19 protein-coding genes and 1 pseudogene are annotated in these 22,116 nt (G+C 43.8%); all 20 read left to right on the top strand.

Annotated elements, in window-relative coordinates:
• The first annotated feature begins 31 nt into the window (after positions 1-31).
• The 20 genes and pseudogenes from CCC71_RS09105 (at position 32) to tnpA (ending at position 22,027) form a co-directional block, all read left to right on the top strand.
• Positions 32-2,104 (top strand): TonB-dependent receptor plug domain-containing protein, encoded by a 2,073-nt coding sequence (locus CCC71_RS09105; RefSeq protein ID WP_295243203.1) that lies wholly within the window; start codon positions 32-34, stop codon positions 2,102-2,104.
• Between the two features lie 256 nt (positions 2,105-2,360).
• Positions 2,361-3,311 (top strand): aspartate carbamoyltransferase catalytic subunit, encoded by a 951-nt coding sequence (locus tag CCC71_RS09100; RefSeq protein ID WP_021841304.1) that lies wholly within the window; start codon positions 2,361-2,363, stop codon positions 3,309-3,311.
• Entirely contained in the window at positions 3,295-4,584 is a 1,290-nt protein-coding gene (locus CCC71_RS09095; protein ID WP_021841303.1) for a dihydroorotase, read from the top strand. The genes CCC71_RS09100 and CCC71_RS09095 overlap by 17 nt, the downstream gene beginning before the upstream one ends.
• Positions 4,581-5,651 (top strand): glutamine-hydrolyzing carbamoyl-phosphate synthase small subunit, encoded by a 1,071-nt coding sequence (carA, locus tag CCC71_RS09090; protein WP_021841302.1) that lies wholly within the window; start codon positions 4,581-4,583, stop codon positions 5,649-5,651. The genes CCC71_RS09095 and carA overlap by 4 nt, the downstream gene beginning before the upstream one ends.
• Positions 5,652-5,664: 13 nt before the next feature.
• Entirely contained in the window at positions 5,665-8,868 is a 3,204-nt protein-coding gene (gene carB / locus CCC71_RS09085) for a carbamoyl-phosphate synthase large subunit (protein WP_021841301.1), read from the top strand.
• An 8-nt stretch (positions 8,869-8,876) separates the two neighbouring features.
• Positions 8,877-9,851, top strand: a complete 975-nt coding sequence (locus CCC71_RS09080; protein ID WP_247239981.1) for a dihydroorotate dehydrogenase electron transfer subunit — start codon at positions 8,877-8,879, stop codon at positions 9,849-9,851.
• Positions 9,852-9,924: 73 nt separating this feature from the next.
• A complete protein-coding gene (locus CCC71_RS09075) occupies positions 9,925-10,884 on the top strand; it encodes a dihydroorotate dehydrogenase (RefSeq protein ID WP_156704317.1) in 960 nt (319 codons plus the stop codon).
• A gap of 231 nt (positions 10,885-11,115) precedes the next feature.
• A complete protein-coding gene (locus tag CCC71_RS09070) occupies positions 11,116-12,246 on the top strand; it encodes an AAA family ATPase (RefSeq protein WP_021841298.1) in 1,131 nt (376 codons plus the stop codon).
• Between the two features lie 2 nt (positions 12,247-12,248).
• Entirely contained in the window at positions 12,249-12,860 is a 612-nt protein-coding gene (locus CCC71_RS09065) for a Maf family protein (RefSeq protein WP_021841297.1), read from the top strand.
• 128 nt (positions 12,861-12,988) lie between these two features.
• Entirely contained in the window at positions 12,989-13,441 is a 453-nt protein-coding gene (locus CCC71_RS09060) for a HutP family protein (protein WP_156704305.1), read from the top strand.
• 64 nt (positions 13,442-13,505) lie between these two features.
• A complete protein-coding gene (locus tag CCC71_RS09055; protein ID WP_021841295.1) occupies positions 13,506-14,264 on the top strand; it encodes a glycosyltransferase family 2 protein in 759 nt (252 codons plus the stop codon).
• Between the two features lie 2 nt (positions 14,265-14,266).
• On the top strand, positions 14,267-15,199 hold the full coding sequence (locus CCC71_RS09050) for a glycosyltransferase family 8 protein (protein WP_021841294.1): 933 nt from the start codon (positions 14,267-14,269) through the stop codon (positions 15,197-15,199).
• Positions 15,200-15,203: 4 nt separating this feature from the next.
• Entirely contained in the window at positions 15,204-16,217 is a 1,014-nt protein-coding gene (locus CCC71_RS09045) for a glycosyltransferase family 8 protein (RefSeq protein WP_296333486.1), read from the top strand.
• Between the two features lie 82 nt (positions 16,218-16,299).
• Positions 16,300-17,466 (top strand): nucleotide sugar dehydrogenase, encoded by a 1,167-nt coding sequence (locus tag CCC71_RS09040; RefSeq protein WP_021841292.1) that lies wholly within the window; start codon positions 16,300-16,302, stop codon positions 17,464-17,466.
• An 86-nt stretch (positions 17,467-17,552) separates the two neighbouring features.
• Positions 17,553-18,560, top strand: a complete 1,008-nt coding sequence (locus CCC71_RS09035) for an NAD-dependent epimerase (RefSeq protein WP_296333484.1) — start codon at positions 17,553-17,555, stop codon at positions 18,558-18,560.
• 307 nt (positions 18,561-18,867) lie between these two features.
• Positions 18,868-19,389, top strand: coding sequence for a translation initiation factor IF-3 (gene infC, locus CCC71_RS09030; protein ID WP_006555055.1), 522 nt, complete (start codon positions 18,868-18,870; stop codon positions 19,387-19,389).
• 18 nt (positions 19,390-19,407) lie between these two features.
• On the top strand, positions 19,408-19,605 hold the full coding sequence (gene rpmI, locus CCC71_RS09025; protein WP_006555054.1) for a 50S ribosomal protein L35: 198 nt from the start codon (positions 19,408-19,410) through the stop codon (positions 19,603-19,605).
• A 35-nt stretch (positions 19,606-19,640) separates the two neighbouring features.
• Positions 19,641-19,991, top strand: a complete 351-nt coding sequence (gene rplT, locus CCC71_RS09020; RefSeq protein ID WP_021841290.1) for a 50S ribosomal protein L20 — start codon at positions 19,641-19,643, stop codon at positions 19,989-19,991.
• Positions 19,992-20,320: 329 nt separating this feature from the next.
• Positions 20,321-21,433, top strand: a pseudogene (locus tag CCC71_RS09015) (IS1249 family transposase).
• Positions 21,434-21,562: 129 nt separating this feature from the next.
• A complete protein-coding gene (tnpA, locus tag CCC71_RS09010; RefSeq protein WP_156705627.1) occupies positions 21,563-22,027 on the top strand; it encodes an IS200/IS605 family transposase in 465 nt (154 codons plus the stop codon).
• Positions 22,028-22,116 lie beyond the last annotated feature (89 nt).

Genomic DNA, 22,116 nt, shown 5'->3' with positions numbered 1-22,116 from the left:
TTTATTTTGTGTTGTGTAGAGGTGTTTAGAGATGAAAAGAGTAAAATCCAAAGAACTTGTGTTGCGTGCTATGACCTTAGCAGTGTTGTTGGCACCGGTATATGGTGTGCAGGCCGCTGATTTAGAAACAGATACGATTGTGGTTACCGCGTCTAAAACAGCAGAAACTATTAAAGCGGCGCCGCAGGCGGTAGAAGTAGTTACGGCGGAAGATATGAAACGCATGGGCGCTACCGACTTAGTATCGGCCTTGCAGTTGGCTGACAATGTGAGCCTTGCCGAATCGGCTATGACGGGCAATCAGGTCATGCTCCGCGGCATGGATACGAAACATACCCTTATTTTGGTAGACGGTAAGCGTATTGCCGGTGAAGATACGGACAGCACGGCGAACGTGTATACGCTCGGTCGTATGAGTCTTGACACGGTGGAACGGGTGGAAATTGTACGCGGTGCTACGAGCTCCCTGTACGGTTCCGATGCTATGGGTGGTGTTATTAACATCATTACGAAGATTCCGGACAAAGAAGGCGTAACAGTCGGTGTTAATACGGGTACCAGACAGCAGAACAATTACTATCGCTATGATTCCGGCAAACAGGGGCGTTGGAATTTGACCACCGGCGCTCAATTTACCAAAGTTCGCCCGCAGAATATTTTGACCGTAACGGAAGCGTCTGCCACTAAAATGGGCAGTGAAGGCTATAATCGCTACATGTTCGGCAATCGCCAGAATTTTGACATCAGCGCTACCTATGATTTTGAAAACGCCAACAAGAATAAACTTCGTTTGGATGCGAATTATTTTAAAGAAAAACTTCGCACCGAGCTCGCCGATGTACAGGGCATCAGCCGTGGCATGACCTATGATCAGCAAAAAGACAAGGTGGAGCATTACAACAATACGGGCTACGGTGTGAGTGCTACCTATACCGGGGCGACTGCCAAAAACGAATACCAAGTGCGCACGTACTATAATCAGTTGAAAAAAGATTATGACATGAGCAATAATGTGGACTTCTCCTTCTTGGGCCGTTTCAGCAAAGTGGCACAGACCATGATGGAGCGTATGTATCCGAGCTCCGACTATGACCGTGCGAAATACTACACATGGGTAACGGATGCACAGAACACCATGTTCCTCAACGACCAACATACATTGACCTTCGGCGGTGAATATCGCAAGGTGTACTATGCGGGCACCCGTTTGGGCGGCCAAGCCGATTCGAACGGTGTGAAAACGCAGGAAGCCCATACGGTTAACTCCTACTCCGGCTTTGTAGAAGATACTTGGCAGGTAACGGATAAACTCATGCTCCAGCCATCGGTTCGCTATGAGCACAACAGCTCCTTCGGCTCCAATGTGTCGCCGCATATCGGCTTAAATTACAGTATTAAGGACAATCTCCGTTTCAAAGCTAACTACGGTAAAGGTTATAAAGCGCCGACCGTGTCCGAACTCTACATGGATATGTGGCACAGTCCGGGCCCAATCATGGTAAACGTAGTGGGGAACCCGGACTTGCAACCGGAAAAATCCACGAACTTCGACTTCTCCTTGGAAGGCGAACGGGGTAATTCCTTCGGCAAAATTACGTACTACAACAATAAGGTATCCAACTTAATAAACTACAATCAGTGGCGTGATGCGGCTACCGGCGTGTACCATGCGCAATATGTAAACGTAAATAAAGCGCAGATTAACGGTGTAGAATTAACGGTGGGCCATAAATTGAGCGACCGTTTGACCTTAAAAGGCACCTACAACTACATCGATGCGAAAGATAAAACTACCGATACTCGTTTGTTGAATCGTGCCAAATCGATTACGACGGTACAACTCGTATACGATGATCACAAGAAGACCGGCTACAATGCAGTCCTTTGGAATAGCTTCACTCATGACTATGCGTACAATGCGAGCGGTCGCAGCAGCACCAGTTACGATCTCTATTCCTTCAATACATTGAACGCAGCGGTAACGCGTAACTTTAATGAAAACTTCTCGGCCTTTGTAGCAGTAAATAACATCCTTGATAAAGATGTGGAAGACCTCAACATGTACGGCCGCGTATGGCGCGTAGGGGCGGAAATTAAGTTCTAATTAACTTCATAATACTAACCTTGACAGGCTAACTTGAGACAGGTAAAATATAAAAAGAAGAAACAGAAGGACGGTACGAGAGACTGTTCGTTTCACGACAATTTACCTTTTAAGTTAGTCCTGTGAGGCTAGTAAAGGATATGGTAGGCACCTGTATATTGCTATAGGTGTATCACTAAGTCTGCTATAGACCTTTTGCCACAGGCAAAGGGTCTTTTTTTGTTATAACCGGGAATCTCAGTTAAGGAGGCTGACAATGGGAGAAGTAAGTTTGAAAGGCAAGCATTTGCTGGGTTTACAGCATGCTACAAAGGAAGAAATTGAACTTATATTACGCGTAGCCAAGAAAATGAAGAAAATCGTCTTATCGGATGATAAGAAGTATCCTTTGTTAAAAGGCAAATCCATCATCAACTTATTCATGGAAAACAGTACGCGCACGCGCAGTTCCTTCGAATTAGCCGGGAAATATTTGGGCGCCGACGTTATTAACATCACGAAGAGCGGCAGCTCCATGGCTAAAGGTGAAAGTTTCCGCGATACTTTGCTTACCGTATCATACATGGGTACCGATGCCATCGTAATGCGTCACAGTGCGGAAGGGTCTCCGTTATACGCCACTAAAGTGGTTGATCCGATTATCATCAACGCCGGTGACGGAGCACATGAACATCCGACCCAGGCTTTACTCGATATGTACTCCATTATCGAACGCAAAGGCACTTTGGAAGGTAAAAAAATCGTTATTGCCGGCGATATCATGCACAGCCGTGTAGCGCGCAGCGATATTTACGGTTTTACCAAAATGGGTGCCGACGTTCACTTGGTTGGTCCGCGTACGTTACTGTATCCGGAACTTGCCAAAATGGGCGTAACCATTCACCACGATGTGCGTGAAGCGGTGAAAGACGCCGACGTAATCAACGTATTACGCATTCAGTTAGAACGTATTAACTCTGCTTTATATCCGACGAATCGTGAATATGCACGCATCTTCGGTATCAATAAAAATGTGTTGGCCTTGACCAAAGACGATGTGATGGTTATGCATCCGGGTCCTATGAATCGTGGTCTTGAAATTGCTCACGATGTGGCTTACAGCGATGAATCGGCCATTCAGGAACAGGTACGCAACGGCGTAGCGGTACGTATGGCTGTATTATACTTGACGATTGTAGGAGGTGACGGCAGTGAACTTGCTGATTAAGGGTGGAACCATTGTAAATCCGAAAAAACAACAACATGAAGTAGCCGATATTTTGGTGAAAGACGGCAAGATTGCCGAAATTGGTCAGAATTTAAGCGCTGACGGCGCCGAAGTATATGATGCAACGGGCCTTGTCGTAACACCGGGCCTCATCGATATGCATACCCATTTGCGTGAACCTGGTCAGGAAGCGAAAGAAGACTTCCACAGCGGTACTCAGGCAGCGGCTGCCGGCGGTTTTACCCGCATCGCCACCATGGCTAACACCAAACCGGTCGTAGACAATGCGGCGTTGGTGCGCGGTTTGCAAAAACAGGCTGAATTAACAGGCCTTGTAAAAGTGGAATTCATCGGTGCCGTAAGTAAAAACCTTGAAGGCAAAGAACTTGCCGAAATGGGCGACATGGCGGAAGCCGGTGTGGTGGGCTTCTCCGATGACGGTCACTATGTGGAAAGCGCCGCTTTCATGCGCCGCGCTTTGGAATACTCCAGCATGTTCAACAAACCGGTTATCGACCATGCCGAAGAAGTGAGTCTCACCCATGAAGGTCATATGCACGAAGGTTTCGTAGCCTATGAAATGGGCGTTAAAGGTCGTCCGGCCGTAGCGGAAGACATGGCCGTAGCTCGCGACTTGCTCCTCGCTCAGATGACCGGCGGTCATATCCATATCGCTCACGTAAGCAGTAAAGATACGGTAGACCAAATCCGTGCGGCTAAAGCGAAGGGCATTAAGGTAACTTGTGAAGTAACGGCTCAGCATTTATCCTTCACCGATGAATACTTGCGTGAATATAATCCGGCTTTCAAAATGGCACCGCCGATTCGTTCCGAAGAACATCGTCAGGCCCTTTTGGAAGGCGTTAAAGACGGCACCATCGATGCCATTATTACCGACCATGCGCCGCATGCGGAAGAAGAAAAAGACGTGGAATTCTGCTGTGCACCGAACGGCTTCAGCGGCCTTGAAACATCCTTGGCAGCCGTTTTGACACATACGTATAAAACCGGCATTTTGACTTTGGATGAAATCGTAAATCTCATGAGTGTTCGTCCGGCCGAAATCATGGGCGTTGATGCGGGCGTTTTAGAAGTGGGCAAAACCGCCGATATCACCGTTTTCAGCACCGACGAAGAGTGGACGGTAGACCGCAATTTATTCTATACTAAAGGTAAGACGAGTCCGTTTGACGGCATGACCTTAACGGGCAAAGCCAAATTGACGGTTGTAGATGGTAATATTGTGATGAAAGAGGGAGTTGTGACTCAGTGAAAGGCAAATTAGTATTACAAGATGGCTCCGTATACGAAGGTAAGCTCTTAGGGGCTAGACCAATCCTCGGCGAAGTTGTATTTAACACCGGTATGACCGGTTACCAGGAAATTTTGACCGACCCTTCGTACGCCGATCAAATTATCACATTGACCTATCCGCTCATCGGTAACTATGGCGTGTACCGCGACATTGCGCAGGCACCGAAACCATATTGCCGCGGTATGATTGTGGGCGAACTTTGTACCTTCCCAAGCAATTGGCAAAATGAAGGCTTATTTGAAGAATATTTACGGGCGTACGGCGTACCTTGTCTCTATGATGTGGATACCCGTGCCATTACTCGTAACATTCGTAATCACGGCGTTATGAAAGGCGTGATCTGCCCGGTAGACACGCCGCAGGAACGCATTGACGCGTTGTTAAAACAGGATTTACCGACCGACCAGGTTATGCAGGTAACCACCAAGTGGCAAGGTTTTCGCGGCAGTGAAAACGCCGAATACCATGTGGCCGTTTATGACTTCGGGGTTAAAGAAAACATCTTGAAATCCCTCGAAGCGAGCGGTTGCCGCTTGTCCATTTTCCCGGCTGACACCAAGGCGGAAGACGTATTGGCCGTAAATCCGGACGGCATTTTCTTATCCAACGGACCGGGGGACCCTTCGGACCTCGGCTACGCCGTTGAAGAAATTAAAAAATTACTCGGCAAAAAACCGATTTTCGGTATTTGCATGGGTCACCAAGTATTGTCCTTAGCGTTTGGCGGCTCCACGTATAAATTACGTTTCGGTCACCGCGGGTCCAACCATCCGGTTAAAGACCTTCGCACCGGCCGCGTGTACATTACCTCCCAGAACCACGGCTTTGCGGTAGATGAAAACAGCTTAAAAGACGCTGATATCACGATTACCCATCGCAGTGTAAACGATAACACCGTAGAAGGTATGCGCCACAACAGCTTGCCAATCATGTCGGTACAATATCATCCGGAAGCATCGCCGGGACCGACTGACAATCTGTACTTGTTCGACGAATTCAAAGCAATGATGAAAGAATATAAATAGAAAGGGCTGACCAATGACAATGGAAAATAAGAAAATACTCGTTATCGGATCGGGCCCGATTATTATCGGCCAGGCAGCAGAATTTGACTATGCCGGTACCCAGGCTTGCCGCTCCCTTCGCGAAGAAGGCTATGAAGTAGTGCTGGTAAACTCCAATCCGGCAACCATCATGACGGACCGCGACATTGCGGACCGCGTATACATTGAACCAATCAGTTTGGAATTTGTAACGGAAGTTATCCGCAAAGAACGTCCTTACGGCTTGCTCGCTACTTTGGGCGGCCAGGTAGGCCTCAACATGGCGGTGGAATTATCCGAAGCGGGTATTCTTGAAAAATACGGCGTAAAATTGTTGGGTACAACTTTGGCGGCTATTAAACAGGCGGAAGACCGTGAACTTTTCAAAGAAGCCATGGAACGCATCAACCAACCGGTACCGGAAAGTGATATTTTCAGCGACGTAGATAAAGCCGTTGAATTTGCCAATAAAATCGGTTATCCGATTATTATTCGTCCGGCTTACACCTTAGGCGGCACGGGCGGCGGCATTGCGGCCAATGAAGAAGAAATGTACATGATTGCCCTTCGCGGCATCAAACTCAGCCCGATTCATCAGATTCTCGTTGAACGCTCGGTAGCGGGCTGGAAAGAAGTGGAATATGAAGTTATGCGCGACAGTGCGGACAACTGCATTATCGTATGTAACATGGAAAATATCGACCCGGTAGGGGTTCACACGGGGGACTCCATCGTTGTGGCACCAAGCCAGACGTTGAACGATATTCAGTACCAAATGCTTCGTACCGCATCGGTAGACATCATTCGCTACCTTGAAATCGAAGGGGGCTGTAACGTACAGTACGCCTTGGATCCGTACAGCAACCAGTACTATGTAATCGAAGTAAATCCGCGTGTATCCCGTTCGTCCGCGTTGGCGTCGAAAGCAACGGGCTATCCGATTGCCAAAGTGGCCGCCAAAGTTGCCCTCGGCATGACGTTGGACAGCATCACTAACGCTGTTACGGGGGAAACGAAAGCTTGCTTCGAACCATCCCTTGACTATGTGGTAACGAAATTCCCACGTTGGCCGTTTGAAAAATTCAACTTGGCCGATCGTACCTTGGGGACTCAGATGAAGGCCACCGGGGAAGTTATGGCCATTGACCGCACCCTGGAAGGCTCCCTTTTAAAAGCCATCCGTTCTTTGGAAATCGGTCTCGACCATATTGAGCTCAAAAAGATTGCTCACGAAACACCGGAACAGCTCATCGAACGTCTTCGTTTGGTAGATGATGAACGCATTTACGTAGTGGCTCAGGCTCTTCGTGCGGGCATCAGCGTGGAAAAAATCCACTTTATTACGAAAATCGACATGTTCTTCATCAATAAGATTAAGAACATCGTAACCTTAGAAAAGAAATTAGCCTCCGAAGGTATTACGGAAGACAACCTTCGTCAGGCGAAACGCTACAGCATGCCGGACAAAGTGATTGCCCGCTATGCCAATGTAACGGCTGACGACGTATTGGCTAAACGTCAGGACATGAAATTATTCCCAACCTACAAATATGTAGATACCTGTGCGGCCGAATTCGAAGCCCATACGCCATACTACTACAGTGCCTATGCTATGGAAGACGAAGTGGTACCTCGCGGTGAAAACAGCGTTATCGTACTCGGCTCCGGTCCGATTCGTATCGGTCAGGGCGTAGAGTTCGACTACTGCTCCGTTCATTCCTCTTGGGCTCTTCGCAAAGCCGGCAAACAGTCTATCATCATCAATAACAATCCGGAAACAGTAAGTACGGACTTTGATACATCGGACAGCTTGTATTTCGAGCCACTTACCGTGGAAGATGTTATGGAAGTTATCCGCAAAGAAAATCCAATCGGTGTAATCGCTCAGTTCGGTGGTCAGACAGCCATTAACTTGGCAGGTCCGCTCGCTGAACGGGGTGTTAAAATCCTCGGTACTTCCGTGGACAGCATCGACATGGCGGAAGACCGTGAACGCTTTGACGAGCTCCTTGCCGAACTCGGTATTCCACGTCCTGTAGGGGCCTTGGTAACGAGCCATGAAGAAGCGTTGGCTGCGGCGCAGCGTTTATCCTATCCGCTCATCGTGCGTCCGTCCTATGTACTCGGCGGCCGTGCCATGGAAATCGTGTACAACGACAAAGAACTTGACGTGTACATGAAAGAAGCGGTAGTGGCCTCCAAAGATCATCCGGTACTTATCGACCGCTATATGGTGGGTATGGAAGTGGAAGTTGACGCCATCGCCGACGGCGAAGACGTATGTATCCCGGGCATCATGGAACAGATTGAACGGGCCGGCGTTCACTCCGGTGACTCCATTGCGGTATATCCGGCTCAGCATTTGTCTGAAGAAATTACGAACCAAATCGTTGATTACACCCAGCGTATTGCTCGCGGTTTGAATGTAAAAGGTATCGTAAACATTCAGTACATCGTAGCTAACGGTGAACTCAATGTTATCGAAGTTAACCCGCGTTCCAGCCGTACCGTACCGTTCATCAGTAAAGTTACGGGCATCAACATGATTGAATATGCAACGCGCATTGCTCTCGGTGAAACGATTAAATCCATGGGCTTACCGACCGGTTTGGTACCGGCTAAAGATTATGTAGCTGTTAAAGCGCCGGTATTCTCGTTCTCCAAAATGGGCCTCGTAGAAATCGCTTTGGGACCTGAAATGAAATCCACCGGTGAAGTTATGGGTATCGGTCGTACCTATTCGGAAGCCTTGTTCAAAGCCATTCATGGCGCCAACATGCGCATTCCTGAAAAAGGCCATATCCTCATGACCGTAGCGGACCGTGATAAAGAAGAAGCAGCACGTCTTGCCAAAGGCTTTATCGACCTCGGCTACCACATTCAGGCAACCGGCGGTACGGGCAAATATTTCGAAGAACATGGTATTCCATGTGTCATTGTTAACAAGATTCACGAAGGTCAAAACAACTGTGCCGATTTGATTCGTCGCGGTGAAGTTGACTTGATGTTGAACACCTTGACTTACGGCAAACGCCCTGAACGCGAAGGCTTCCAGCTTCGTCGTTTGGCCGTTGAAATGGGCACCCCTTGCTTGACATCCTTGGATACGGCACGCGAAGTATTGCGTGTAGTAGCCGGTCGAGCTAATGAAGAAATTAAGATTGAAGTCGAAGCGTTACAAGATTTTGAGATGGAGTGATACACGCAATGAGCGGTTATGTAGAAATGGCGCGAGTGCTCCGCAATGAGCAAATTGGTGCCGATGTATGGATTATGGATCTGTATGCACCGAAACAGGCCGCTGAAGCGGAAGTAGGCCAATTTTGTAATGTACGAGTAACCGGCGGAACGGCGCCTTTATTGCGCCGTCCCATCAGTTATGCCGGTTTTGATAAAATTGAAGGCACCATTACGCTCTTGTATCGCGTAGTGGGGACCGGTACGGACATGATGACGCACCTCAAAGAAGGGGATACCCTCGATTGTTTGGGCCCTTTGGGCAGTCGTTTTGAAATGACCGACAACATGCTCCTCGTGGGCGGCGGTGTCGGCATTGCACCGATGCTCTGCATTGCGTCAAAATTGAACGAAATTGAAGATACAACTCGTTACACCAATGAAGAAGACGAAACAGTGATTAAACCGGTGGCGGCTAAAAAAGCAACCGTCGTGCTCGGCTTCCGCAATGAATCGGAAACCTTCTGGGCCGACTTGTTTAAAGCCTATGATGTGCCGGTCTATGTGACTACCGATGACGGTTCCGTTGGGACGAAAGGGTTCCCGACAGCTATTATGCCGGAACTCATTCAGTCTGAACGCGGTGAAATAGCGCGTCAGTTAACGCCGTTTTTACACGGTGAAGCGGCCGGTGAACATTCTGTAGGCGCTGAAGCTGCTGCTACTGCTGAGAATGTAGTCGCCGCTGAGTCTGAATCCTCTGAAAAGGTGGCGAGCATTGGGTTTACGAGCGTGTTGACTTGCGGTCCGACCCCAATGATGAAAGGCGTTGCGAAAGTGGCGTCCGAATTCAGCGTGCCTTGCCAAGTATCCCTTGAAGAACGCATGGGTTGCGGCACGGGGGGCTGCTTAGGTTGCGGCTGTGACGGCCGTGGCGGCAAACGCTACAAAGTATGTAAGGACGGCCCTGTATTTGCCGCTGAGGAGGTGTTTTTCAATGAGTAATACCTCAGATACTAAAATGCATGCCAATCACGGTGCAGACGCCAATTTACACGGTGAAAAAGACTATCAGACTATGGATCACAGCAAAGATTTGAACGGTAAAAAGCCGTCTTATAAAGATTTGGCTGTTGAATTCTGCGGGATTAAGATGAAAAATCCGATTGTGGCTGCCTCAGGCACCTTCGGGTTCGGTTTTGAATATGCCGATTATCTTGACCTCAGCAACGAAGTGGGCGCCATTTCGGTGAAAGGCTTAACGCCGACGCCGCGGAACGGTAATCCGGGCACCCGTATTGCGGAAACACCGTCCGGTGTATTGAACTGTATCGGTTTGGAAAACCCTGGTGCGGAAGCGTTTGTACGGGATATTTTACCAGAACTGAAACAATACGATGTGCCGATTTTGGCAAATATTTCGGCGGCCGACGTGGAAGGGTACGCATTCATGGCGAAGACATTGTCTGTGCCGGGCATTGCGGGCCTTGAAGTCAATATCAGCTGTCCGAATGTTAAAAACGGCGGCATGGCCTTCGGCGTATGCGCTGAATCGGCGGCGGCCGTTTGTAAAACCGTTCGTGAAAACACGAATTTGCCGGTTATCATGAAATTGTCGCCGAATGTAACGGACATCGTGGAAATTGCGACGGCTGTTAAAGAAGCCGGTGCTGACGGCTTATGCCTTATCAACACCTTACTTGGTATGGCGATTGATATTAAAACACGTCGTCCCGTACTCGGTAATTTGTACGGTGGTTTATCCGGTCCGGCCGTTAAACCGGTGGCCCTTCGCTTAGTGCATCAAGTGGCGCAAGCCATCGACTTGCCGATTATGGGCATGGGCGGCATTATGACGGGCACCGATGCCATCGAATTCATGTTGGCCGGTGCGGATATCGTGTCCGTCGGTACAGCAACCATGGTTGATCCATGTGCCATCGGTAACATTGCACGTGAAATGCATGAGTACTGCGAAGCAAGCGGTTTGAATCATGTGAGTGAAGTTGTAGGGGCATTGGAACCGTATAGATTTTAAAAGCTTTAGAAACTTTAAGAGAGTTTGAACTGCATATAGAGAGAATGAAAGGTGCGAGATGAAAATCTCGTGCCTTTTTTGTGTTTAAGCGATTATTACAATAATTATTTTGTCCTAAAGCCATTGAGTTTAGCGTTGAAAATATCTTTAATAAAAATTAAAAGATAAACCGATTTTCGGTTTATCTTTTTGGGGAGGTTTGTTATAATAAAGAAAAAGGAGGTGTTATATATGATTCTGAATTTTGCGATTGAAGGGTTTACGTCGTTTAATGAGCGTCAAGAAATATCGTTTACAGCGTTCAACAAGCAACGTATAAAAAATACCAAATATGAAGAGAACTATGTATTAGAAAGCCCGTTTAGGGAGTGCAAGTCAATATTATTTTTTGGCAATAATGCAGTGGGGAAAACAAATGTAATTTTAGCATTAAGTACATTGAGATATATTTTAAATACAGGAAAGTTTCCTGATCCTCGATGGTTTAATTGGTATAATACTCAAATGGGCTTTGAATTGGTAGTATCAAAAGGGCGAGATTATTACGAATATAAAATAAAAATTAATAGAGACGGTTATATAGTTAGTGAAGCTCTATTAAAGAACGAAGAGAACATTTTTACATTTGATTCGAATATTTTACAAAGTGAGTTGTTGGACAATAAAATTGAAGAAATCTATTCAATCCGCTCAACGTCGCCAGTGCTTTTAAAACTTAAAGATTTTATTCATAAAGAATATGATGAGTTTATGGAAGCAGTTAAAAAGATTAGTGTGGTAATAACCAATTCTTATGATTTAGATGATAAAGGGCTACGATATGAATTTTCTGAAATAACGAAGCAAAAGATTGAGACTAATAAAGCATTAGCTTTGGAATTATTGCAACAAATTGATAGTTCTATTGTTGATATAAGCTTTAAGCTATATGATTTGGAAGAAAAAACATATGAGATTTATTTACATAGATATTCTCGAAGAGAAAATAATAATATTAAACAAAATATAGCGGATGAATCAAGTGGGGTAAAGAAAATAGTGTCATTATTAGCTAAATTGTTGTCGATTTATGATGGGGAAACATTAGTAATTGATGAGTTAGATTCTTCTATTAGTACTCGTTCACTAATGCTTATTTATAACAATATGATTAATAATGGTAGAAATAGATCCGGTCAATTAATAGTATCAACACATAATTTAGAATTATTGAACCTAGACTTATTTGCACCGGAGCAGATTTATATTCTTTCAAAAAATGATTGTTTGTCTACTGAAATAAATTCATTGGCGGATTTTGATTTACGTAGTAGCAATAAGAGGTTAGCTGTTAAATTTTTACAAAGGGAATTCGAGGTATAAAAGTGGGGTATAAGCGGAGAAAACGCAATATAATTCAATCGAGTCATTTAAAAATTCATATTGCTTGTGAGGGTCCAAGTGAAGAATCAATTTTAAAAGACGTTTTAAAAGATTATAAGTACATTACTGTTAAAAGTATTGATGGTGGTGGCTATGGTAAGTTTACCAATTATGTAGAACGCAACAAGGATTTATATCCGATATTCTTTATTGTTGCGGATTTGGACAAAGCTCAAAATGATGAATCGGCGAGAAGATTGTTAAATGAAATGATAAAAAAGGTGAATATTTTATCGAATATGAATACTATTTTTTTGACCGGCCCTGAAATTGAATATTGGGTAGCGTGTTGTATTGGAAGGCCAAACCTTACTAGTGATGATTTAAGTGCTATGGATTATAAAAAAGGAAATAAAGTTGCTGATTTTATTAGTAAAAATCATGGCAGCTATTGGTTAGGATGTCAATCAATCACTAATAATAGACTGTATTATAATAAAATGAGTCATAAAGATAAGTACTCAATAGCCCCTGAAAACTTGCAGAATAAGCAGAGTAATCTAGTTAATTTGCTCCCTTATATTCAAAAGATGCAACAAGATAAATTGAATTAAATTTGAATTTTATGATTTTAAATAACATAGAAATAGACTTTCAATATCACCGGTTGGAGAATATCTTCAACCGGTGATATAATATTAAGATAGAGATAAATTGGTAGATTGGTAGGAAGGTGACTATCATGGAATATAACAGTATTGCGGTAGGACGGGCAGCATTGCAGTTGGCGATTACAGAATCGCGTCAAAAAGAACAAGAATTACGTAAAGAATTACAAGAAAAAGGAATTCGCTCCGTAGCGGTTGACTTTGGCGGTCAATTCGTACAGTCCATTCCTAAAATTATAGAACATGCCGTCGTAGCAGCTCAGCGTCAAAAAGTAGTAGCCGATAATCACATCGGCGAAGGAGCCGTTATCGGGGCTACCCAAGAAGCGTTGGAACAACTCAAACGTAAGGCCATTGGCCTCAATGTGGGCGGTAAAATCGGCATTGCCCGTTATCGTGAACACATCAGCGTGGCCATTTATGTAGGCGTCGGTATTTTGCATTTGAACGAAATCGCTGTGGCCATTGCTCATAGAAGCTTGCCGGCTAGAGAAGACGAAGTAGGACAAAAGAGCGCGGGAGAATAGATTTTAATCAGTTGCAATAAATAGGGATCAACTAGTACAGTATGGAGTAATTGGAGGCGAATCAGTGAGTTCACTAGCCGTCATTATTTTGACAAAAAATGAAGAAAAACATATCGAAGCAGCCATTCAGAATGTGAAGCAATGTGCGGATGAAGTACTCATTATCGACTCCGGTAGTACGGACAATACAGTAGCCATTGCCGAAAAAAACGGGGCAATAGTTCGTTATCGCGCCTGGGATGATGATTTTGCGGCGCAGCGAAACTTCGCCTTAGAACAAACCTCGGCTGACTGGGTGTTGTATTTGGATGCGGATGAACGCATGGATGAAACAATGTGCCGAGAAATTCGCTACATTGTTGTGGAGAACCGTGTGGGCGAATATGGTTTAAAACGCGAAGTTATCTTTAACGGCCATCGGTTTAAACATGGCATTTTTGCACCGGACATCGTTTATCGATTATTTCCCCGCGAAGCGGTTACCTGGGTAGGCAAAGTGCATGAGCATCCGGAAACGAATTTGCAAAAATCGATACTAAAAGGTGCTTTAGATCACTACTCCTATGAAAGCTGGCATCATTGGCTTCAAAAGGCCGATCATTATACGACAATTTGGGCTGAAGAGCAGTATTCTAAAGGCAAGCGTATTACACTGGGAAAAGCATTTTCGCACTCCTTTGTTGGCGGCTTGCGAGCTTTACTTTTAAAAGGTGCTTTTTTAGATGGCTGGATGGGCGTGTTTTCTTCCTATCAGCACGCATTTTATACCATGCTGAAATATGTAAAATTGCATGAATTGCAGCAACGGGAAAAGGGTAAATAAGCATGGATGATATAGTTATAGTATTGGCGGCTGATGATAATTATGCACAGCACGCGGCCGTAACGGCGGCTTCTATCTTACTTCATACGACTGAGCCGCAACGAGTTTCATTGTATATCTTAAGTGATGGTATAAGTGAAACGAAGCAACAGAAAATTAAAGACACGGTTAACGATTTAAAAGGCCGAGTACAGCTGATAGCCGTGGACGGTGACGCCATCGAAGGCTTTACCAGCGGTCACATCAGTAAAGCGGCTTATTTACGTTTAATGATTCCGGAATTGTTGCCCGACCATGTTGAGAAGGCGATTTACTTTGATACGGATTTAGTTGTGACCGGTGATGTGGCCGAACTTTGGCAGCTGTCATTGGGCGGTCATCCGGTGGGAGCGACGGTTGATTTAGGTATTATGTCATCCAAACGTAGTCGTCGTGAAAAACATGCATCTATCGGCTTACATGAGTTAGATGACTACTTTAATTCCGGTATGATGGTCATTGATGTGTCTCAGTGGCGCGTCAAAAATTATGGCAATGCAGTACTAGCTGAGATTACGTCGAATCAATTTCGTCACCACGACCAGGACGGTTTGAATAAAGTGTTTAAAAATGATTGGCAGGAATTGCCGCTCCGTTGGAATGTTATACCGCCGGTGTTCTCGTTGCCACTAAAAATTCTATGTAGTGCCAAGTGGCGTAAAAAGGCCATTGAGGCCTTGAAAAGCCCGGCCGTAATACACTGGGCGGGGCGCTATAAACCGTGGGAATTTACCTATGAAAAAGCATTTAACGGCATATATTATGAGGCGTTAAAAGAAACTCGTTTTAATGATGCGGTTATGCCACAACTGAGTAAAGATATGCACGGAAAATCCCTTGCAAGACAGCTTATGCGAATTCATTGGGCAAAATTTTGGCAAGCTATAGGTGGATAAACAGATGAAAACATTTTCAAAAGATTTTTTTCAAATAAAAAATTTCATAAAAGAGCGAATAGATTTTAACTACTCGAGCACGGATGAAGGTGCTTACCACATCGCCTATAATGTCAATGACGGGTTCATTCATATCATGGGCGTTTCGGTTGTGTCGGTACTGGAAAATAACAAAGATAAAAACTTTGTGGTTCATATTTTTGTGGACGGTTACAGTCCGGAAAATTTGGCAAAAATCGAAGAAATGGCCAAACAGTGGCAATGTAATTGCATTGTGTACTTGCTCGACATGACGCCGTTTAACGACTTCCATATTAAAGTGGTGCGTTTTTCCAGAATTACCTATGCCCGAATTTATATGCCTAAAGTCATTAAGGAATACAGCGATAAGTTTATTTATCTTGATGCGGACACCATGGTGTGCGATTCGCTTACTGAATTATGGAACATGGATTTGCAGGGCAAGGCTATGGGTGCTGTTTCGGAAACACCGGAATCCGTTGCGTATCGAGCCGGTCATTTGAAGTTAAAGTCCGGTAAATATTTTAACGATGGCGTTATGGTTATAGATATTACCCAATGGGAAATAGACCAAATCACCGAAAAGGCCTTTGCGTATCAGAATGAACCGCCTAGTCGTTTCAAAGGGCAAAGCCAGGACGTGTTGAATTTAGTATTTGATGGTGATTTATATTTCTTGCCGGCTGCTTTTAATGCGTACGGCGGTGCTGCTGAATTTGACGGCAAACCGGTTATTGCTCATTGGACGGGTCGTCGCAAACCTTGGCAAATGGTGTTGACCGATATTGATGCTTTGTGGCGTAAATATAATGCCTTGGCACCATGGGAGACGATTGCGCATGTCTTGCCGGTGAAAAAGCCGGAAAACTACCATGATTTCCAGCAATGGGGCGACTACCAGAAAAAGCAGGGCCATTACGGTAAATTCTTGCAAGGTATTTTCTGGTACAGTGTGTTGCGTGTGATTTATAAATTGGGCGGCAACAAGAAGAATTAGGTGAATAAAGATTAGCAGCTTAATTATTAAAGTTAGGCAGCAATTGAATGTTTGAAGTATTTGATTATTAGGAGTGGCGAAGATGAAAATTGCAATTGCCGGGACCGGTTATGTAGGTTTATCCAACGGCTTATTGCTGGCACAGCATCATGAAGTGGTGGCGTTGGATATTATTCCCGAAAAAGTAGACATGCTGAATAAAGGGCAGTCACCGATTGTTGATGCGGATATATCCGCATTTTTGCAACGTGATGATATTAACTTTAAAGCAACTCTGGATGCTAAAGAAGCGTTCGTGGGTGCCGACTACATCATCATTTCCACGCCGACTAATTATGATCCGAAGAAAAACTTCTTTGATACATCGTCCGTAGAAGCTGTTATTGAAGAGGTATTGAATATTAATCCGGACGCCATTATGATTATCAAATCAACGATTCCGGTTGGTTATACGGCTCAGATGCGCGAAAAATATAACACAGAAAATATTATTTTCTCGCCTGAATTCTTGCGTGAAGGCAAGGCTTTGCATGATAATTTATATCCGTCTCGCATCGTTGTGGGCGAACGGTCAGATCGAGCTAAGGTCTTTGCCAATTTATTGGCTGAAGGGGCCGTTAAAAAGGATATTCCGATTATCTTTACCGGTTCTACCGAAGCGGAAGCAATTAAATTATTTGCCAACACGTATTTGGCATTACGCGTAGCTTACTTCAATGAACTTGATTCCTATGCGGAAATGCGCAATTTAAATACAGCTGAAATTATTAAGGGCGTATGCTTAGATTCGCGTATCGGTGATTTCTATAATAATCCGTCCTTCGGTTACGGTGGTTACTGCTTGCCGAAAGATACGAAGCAATTATTGGCTAACTATCATGATGTGCCTCAGAACTTGGTGTCGGCTATCGTAGAAGCTAACCGCACGCGTAAGGACCATATCGCCGATATGATTATTGAGCGGCAACCGAAAATTGTTGGCGTATATCGTTTGACGATGAAAAGCGACTCTGATAACTTCCGGGCTTCGGCTATTCAAGGGGTTATGAAGCGCATTAAAGCGAAAGGTATTGAAGTTGTTGTGTATGAACCAACATTAGAAGCTGATGACTTCTTCCGTTCGCGCGTTATTCGTGATTTGGCTGAATTCAAAGCCATGAGCGATGTTATCATTACAAACCGTTGGTCTGATGATTTGGCGGATGTGCAAGATAAGGTTTATACGCGAGATTTATTTGACAGAGATTAATTAGAACGGAGCATATTATTTAGTAAATTAAATGGAAATTTTGCTCAGTAATAATGAGTGGTTTGAGAAGGGATTGTGGGGCAATAATGGCTTCCTATAAAGAATTTGATATAACTAAAAAAGTTCTTATTACCGGGGCGGCCGGATTTATCGGTTTTCATTTGGTAAAATTGCTCCTCGATAAAGGGGCTACGATATTAGGTTTTGACAATCTGAACGATTACTATGATGTGTCGTTAAAAGAAAGTCGTTTAGAGATTCTGAAGGCATATTCAAAGTTTACCTTTGTAAAGGGGAACCTAGCCGATGAAGTGGCTGTTAACGGTCTTTTTGAAAACTTCAAACCGGATATTGTAGTTAATTTGGCGGCTCAAGCGGGGGTTCGCTATAGCATCGACAATCCGCGAGCCTATATGGAATCGAATATGATGGGTTTCTTCAATATTTTGGAAGCCTGTCGTCATAGTCCGGTAGAGCATCTGTTGTTCGCCTCCAGTTCCTCGGTATACGGCAATCAGCAGAAGACACCATTTGCCACAACGGATAATGTGGACCATCCAATCAGTCTATATGCGGCCACAAAGAAATCTAACGAGCTCATGGCCTATACATACAGCCATTTGTATGGCATTCCGACTACGGGCTTACGATTCTTTACCGTATATGGTCCATATGGTCGTCCTGACATGGCCTACTTCAAATTCACCAACAAGATTATGAGCGGAACGCCGATTCAGATCTACAATAAGGGTGATATGTATCGCGACTTTACCTATGTTGACGATATTGTGGCAGGGATTGAACGGATGCTATGTAATCCGCCGGCTAAAAATGAAGCAGGGGATGCTTATAAGGTGTATAACATTGGCAATAATAAACCGGAACAGCTTATGCATTTTATCGAAGTCTTGGAACAGCAATTAGGGAAGACGGCTGAAAGAGAATTTTTACCGATGCAAGCAGGAGATGTGTATCAGACCTATGCTGATGTGAGTGAATTGGAACGAGATTTCGACTTTAAACCGGAAACAACGATTGAAGAGGGATTAGGGAAATTCGTGGCATGGTACAAAGAATATTACTCAGTGAAGTAGCCGATAAAGGTATAAATTTAAGCAAAGATTGCCTTAGTAATTATAGTTAGTTGAGCATTTTAGTCTGTAGCAGATGCTTTGACTGAACGCTCAAACTATGATATACTATCAAAGTTAACGAAATAAAAGAGCAAATAGTGGTTGACAAGATCTTTTAGATTTGTTATCATAATGAAGTTGAATGAAGTAGAGGCCATCCGCTTCTCACCTGTTGTCTCGAAATAACGGGTTGAATATCTAACTAGTTATCAGTTACGGATGGCATTATGCCGTCCGTTTTTTTATTATAGAAAATAATTTGTTGGAGGTGACTATTATTAGCAAAGATACGCCGCGTATTAATGAAGAGATTCGCGCCCGTGAAGTTCGTGTGGTAAGTGCCGATAATGAGCAATTAGGTATTATGTCGGCTCGTGAAGCTCTTGCGTTAGCCGAAGAACATCAATTGGACTTAGTGGAAGTGGCACCGAACGGTAAGCCGCCGGTATGTCGAATTATGAACTACGGTAAATATCGCTATGAGCAACAGAAGCGCGAAAAAGAAGCTAAAAAGAAACAGAAGACATTTACTTTAAAAGAAGTAAAGCTTCGTCCCCATATTGAAGATCATGACTTCTATGTAAAAATGAAGAATGCTAGTAAATTCCTAGCAGAAGGTAACAAAGTAAAAGTTACCATCATGTTCCGTGGCCGAGAATTGAGCCATCCTGAATTGGGTCAGAATGTATTAACCCGTTTTGCCAAAGAATTGGAAGAACAGGCAGTTGTTGAGAAAGCAGCTAAGCTTGAAGGGCGAAACATGACGATGATATTAGCAAAAAAAGGATAATTGAGGAGGAAACTAATCATGCCAAAAATTAAAACTCGCCGTGCAGCGGCTAAACGTTTTGTACCGACCGGTAGCGGTGAATTCAAACGTGCGAAAGCTTTCAAGAGCCACATCTTAGAAAAGAAATCCCCGGCTCGTAAACGCAATCTTCGCAAAGCAACTTTGGTTAGCAAAGCCGATTACAAACGCGTTGCTAAATGTTTACCATACGCTTAATAGTTAAAATTACTGGATAATGGAGGAAATATACAATGGCTAGAGTGAAAAAGGGCGTAACTGCTCATGCACGTCATAAAAAAATCTTAAAATTAGCTAAAGGCTATCGCGGTACACGTAGTCGTTTGTTCAAAAAAGCAAACGAAACGGTAATGAAAGCATTATACTATGCTCGTCGTGACCGTCGTGCGAAAAAACGCGAATTCCGTAAATTGTTCATTACCCGTATCAATGCGGCTGCCCGCATGAACGGTATGAGCTACAGCCGTTTCATCGCCGGCTTAACTAAAGCAGGCGTTGCAGTTGACCGTAAAATGTTAGCTGATTTGGCTGTTAACGATATGGTTGCTTTCGCTAAATTCGTTGAAGTAGCTAAAAACGCATAAGACAAACGAATAAGAAATATGAGAAAAAAGGTGTAGAGATTCACAAATAAGTGAATATTCTACACCCTTTTTTTGTACGCCGAATAGGCATGACAAAACCCCCAGTTAAACTGGGGGTCGGTAAAAAATTGAGTTATAGGACAAAAAGTGTGTGTAGAAAGTGCTGCAAACCTAGATAAATACTGGGTTTGCAGCACTTTTATCTTTTTTTGACAAAGATAAAGGGTGGACAAAAAGTGTGTGTAAAAACATACGTGAACCCACATAACTACTGACTAAAATGGTATTATATCTTCCTAAATAAAAACATAAATAGGAGGATGATTAATATTAAACAAGTAGTTTGCCCTGATTGTGGTCGAAAATGTATAAAACACGGTATATTGAAATCCGGTTCTCAGCGATGGTTTTGTAAGCACTGTAAAGTCGCTTTCACTAACAAAATTAACACTGATAGTAATGATCTAAAGCTGTTTTTGAAATGGTTATTTAGTAAACAATTGCAGCAGCATATGCCTGGAAGAGGGCGTACATTTAGACGTAAAACGTCTAAATTTTGGTCCATATGGTGCCTCCCACCAAAGATTGAGGAAGTATATGATGTGCTTTACTTTGACGGCATATACCTAACGCGTAAGCTCTGTGTACTTATTTGTTGTAGTAAGGACCATGTATTAGGCTGGTATGTTTGTAGATATGAGAACTCTAGAGCTTGGCAGGCATTAATGGACCGTATTGCTCCTCCGCGTGTTGTTATCTCAGACGGCGGATCTGGATTTGCTAAGGCCTTAGCAAAGAGGTGGCCGACAAGTAACCATCAACGCTGCTTATTTCATGTTTTTGCGCAAGTAAGAAGGTATACAACCTCTGCGCCAAAAACAATAGCCGGCAAGGCCTTATATGAACTGGCAAAGCGTTTATTTAAGATTTAATCGATAGCTGATGCCTATACTTGGATTGATGGATTATTAGCTTGGAGAGAAGAGTTTGATGACTTCTTACGTGAAATGACAGTCGACGAAAATGGGAATCAAAGGGCAACTCATGAACGCCTCTTAAAAGCTGAGGCAGGACTTTTACGATTAATTAGAGATGAGACTCTATTTACCTACCTGACGTTTGTAGATATTACCGTACCTACAACGAACAATCGACTGGAAGGAGGCGTTAATGCGCAACTTAGGGGGATGTTACGAGATCACAGAGGGTTATCCTTAGAAAGACGATTAAAAGCGGTCTATTGGTGGTGTTACGAGCACTCACCTAGACCGCTTCCTGTTGCTGAAATATTAAAATGTATGCCTACAGATAAAACCATTGCTGCTACTTACCGTAGGATAATGCGGAATAACCGTCCTGATAATATCTTACCGCAATGGGGCGATGCCATCGTCTGGAATGAGTTTCATATGTCCACGGAATTTCCAATTTATTGGGATTAACTAAAAAAGCCACACACACTTTTTGTCCTATAAGCCAAAAAATTCTTATAGAAAAGGAAAGAACCTCCTAATGATACAATGAAGTTGGTCTGGCAACCACAACATTTCAACTTAGGAGGTTCAATGTCAATGAATGACGTAAAAAGCTTATCACATAGTAAATGGAGATGTAAATACCATATTGTCTTTGTACCTAAGTATAGACGACAAGTTATATATGGGCGAATAAAAGTTGATATAGGGAAAATATTAAGAGATTTATGTACAAGAAAGAATGTGGAGATTATAGAGGCGGAGTGCTGCCCCGATCATATACATACGCTCGTTACTATACCTCCACATTTAAGTGTATCAAGTTTTATGGGGTATTTAAAGAGTAAAAGTAGCCTCATGATATTCGATAAACATGCTAATTTAAAATATAAGTATGGGAATCGACATTTTTGGTGTAGAGGATATTATGTGGATACAGTAGGCAGATACGAAGGAGCGATAAAGGAGTATATTCGCAATCAATTACAAGAAGATATAGCTCAAGATACGTTAAATTTTAAAGAATATATGGACCCGTTCACGGGTGAGCAGGTAAAGTAGGCTAAAAGAAAAGCCCCCGAGTAGGGTGAACTGCTACCCGTCAAGTAGACACTCGAAAAAATAAAATTAGTTTTGTATCTGCCACCGGT

Source organism: Veillonella sp. LMAG:90 (genome assembly GCF_008679445.1).
Lineage (GTDB): Bacteria > Bacillota > Negativicutes > Veillonellales > Veillonellaceae > Veillonella_A.
The sequence above is the reverse complement of the archived record's forward strand: the minus strand, read 5'-3'. Positions and strand labels throughout refer to the sequence as shown.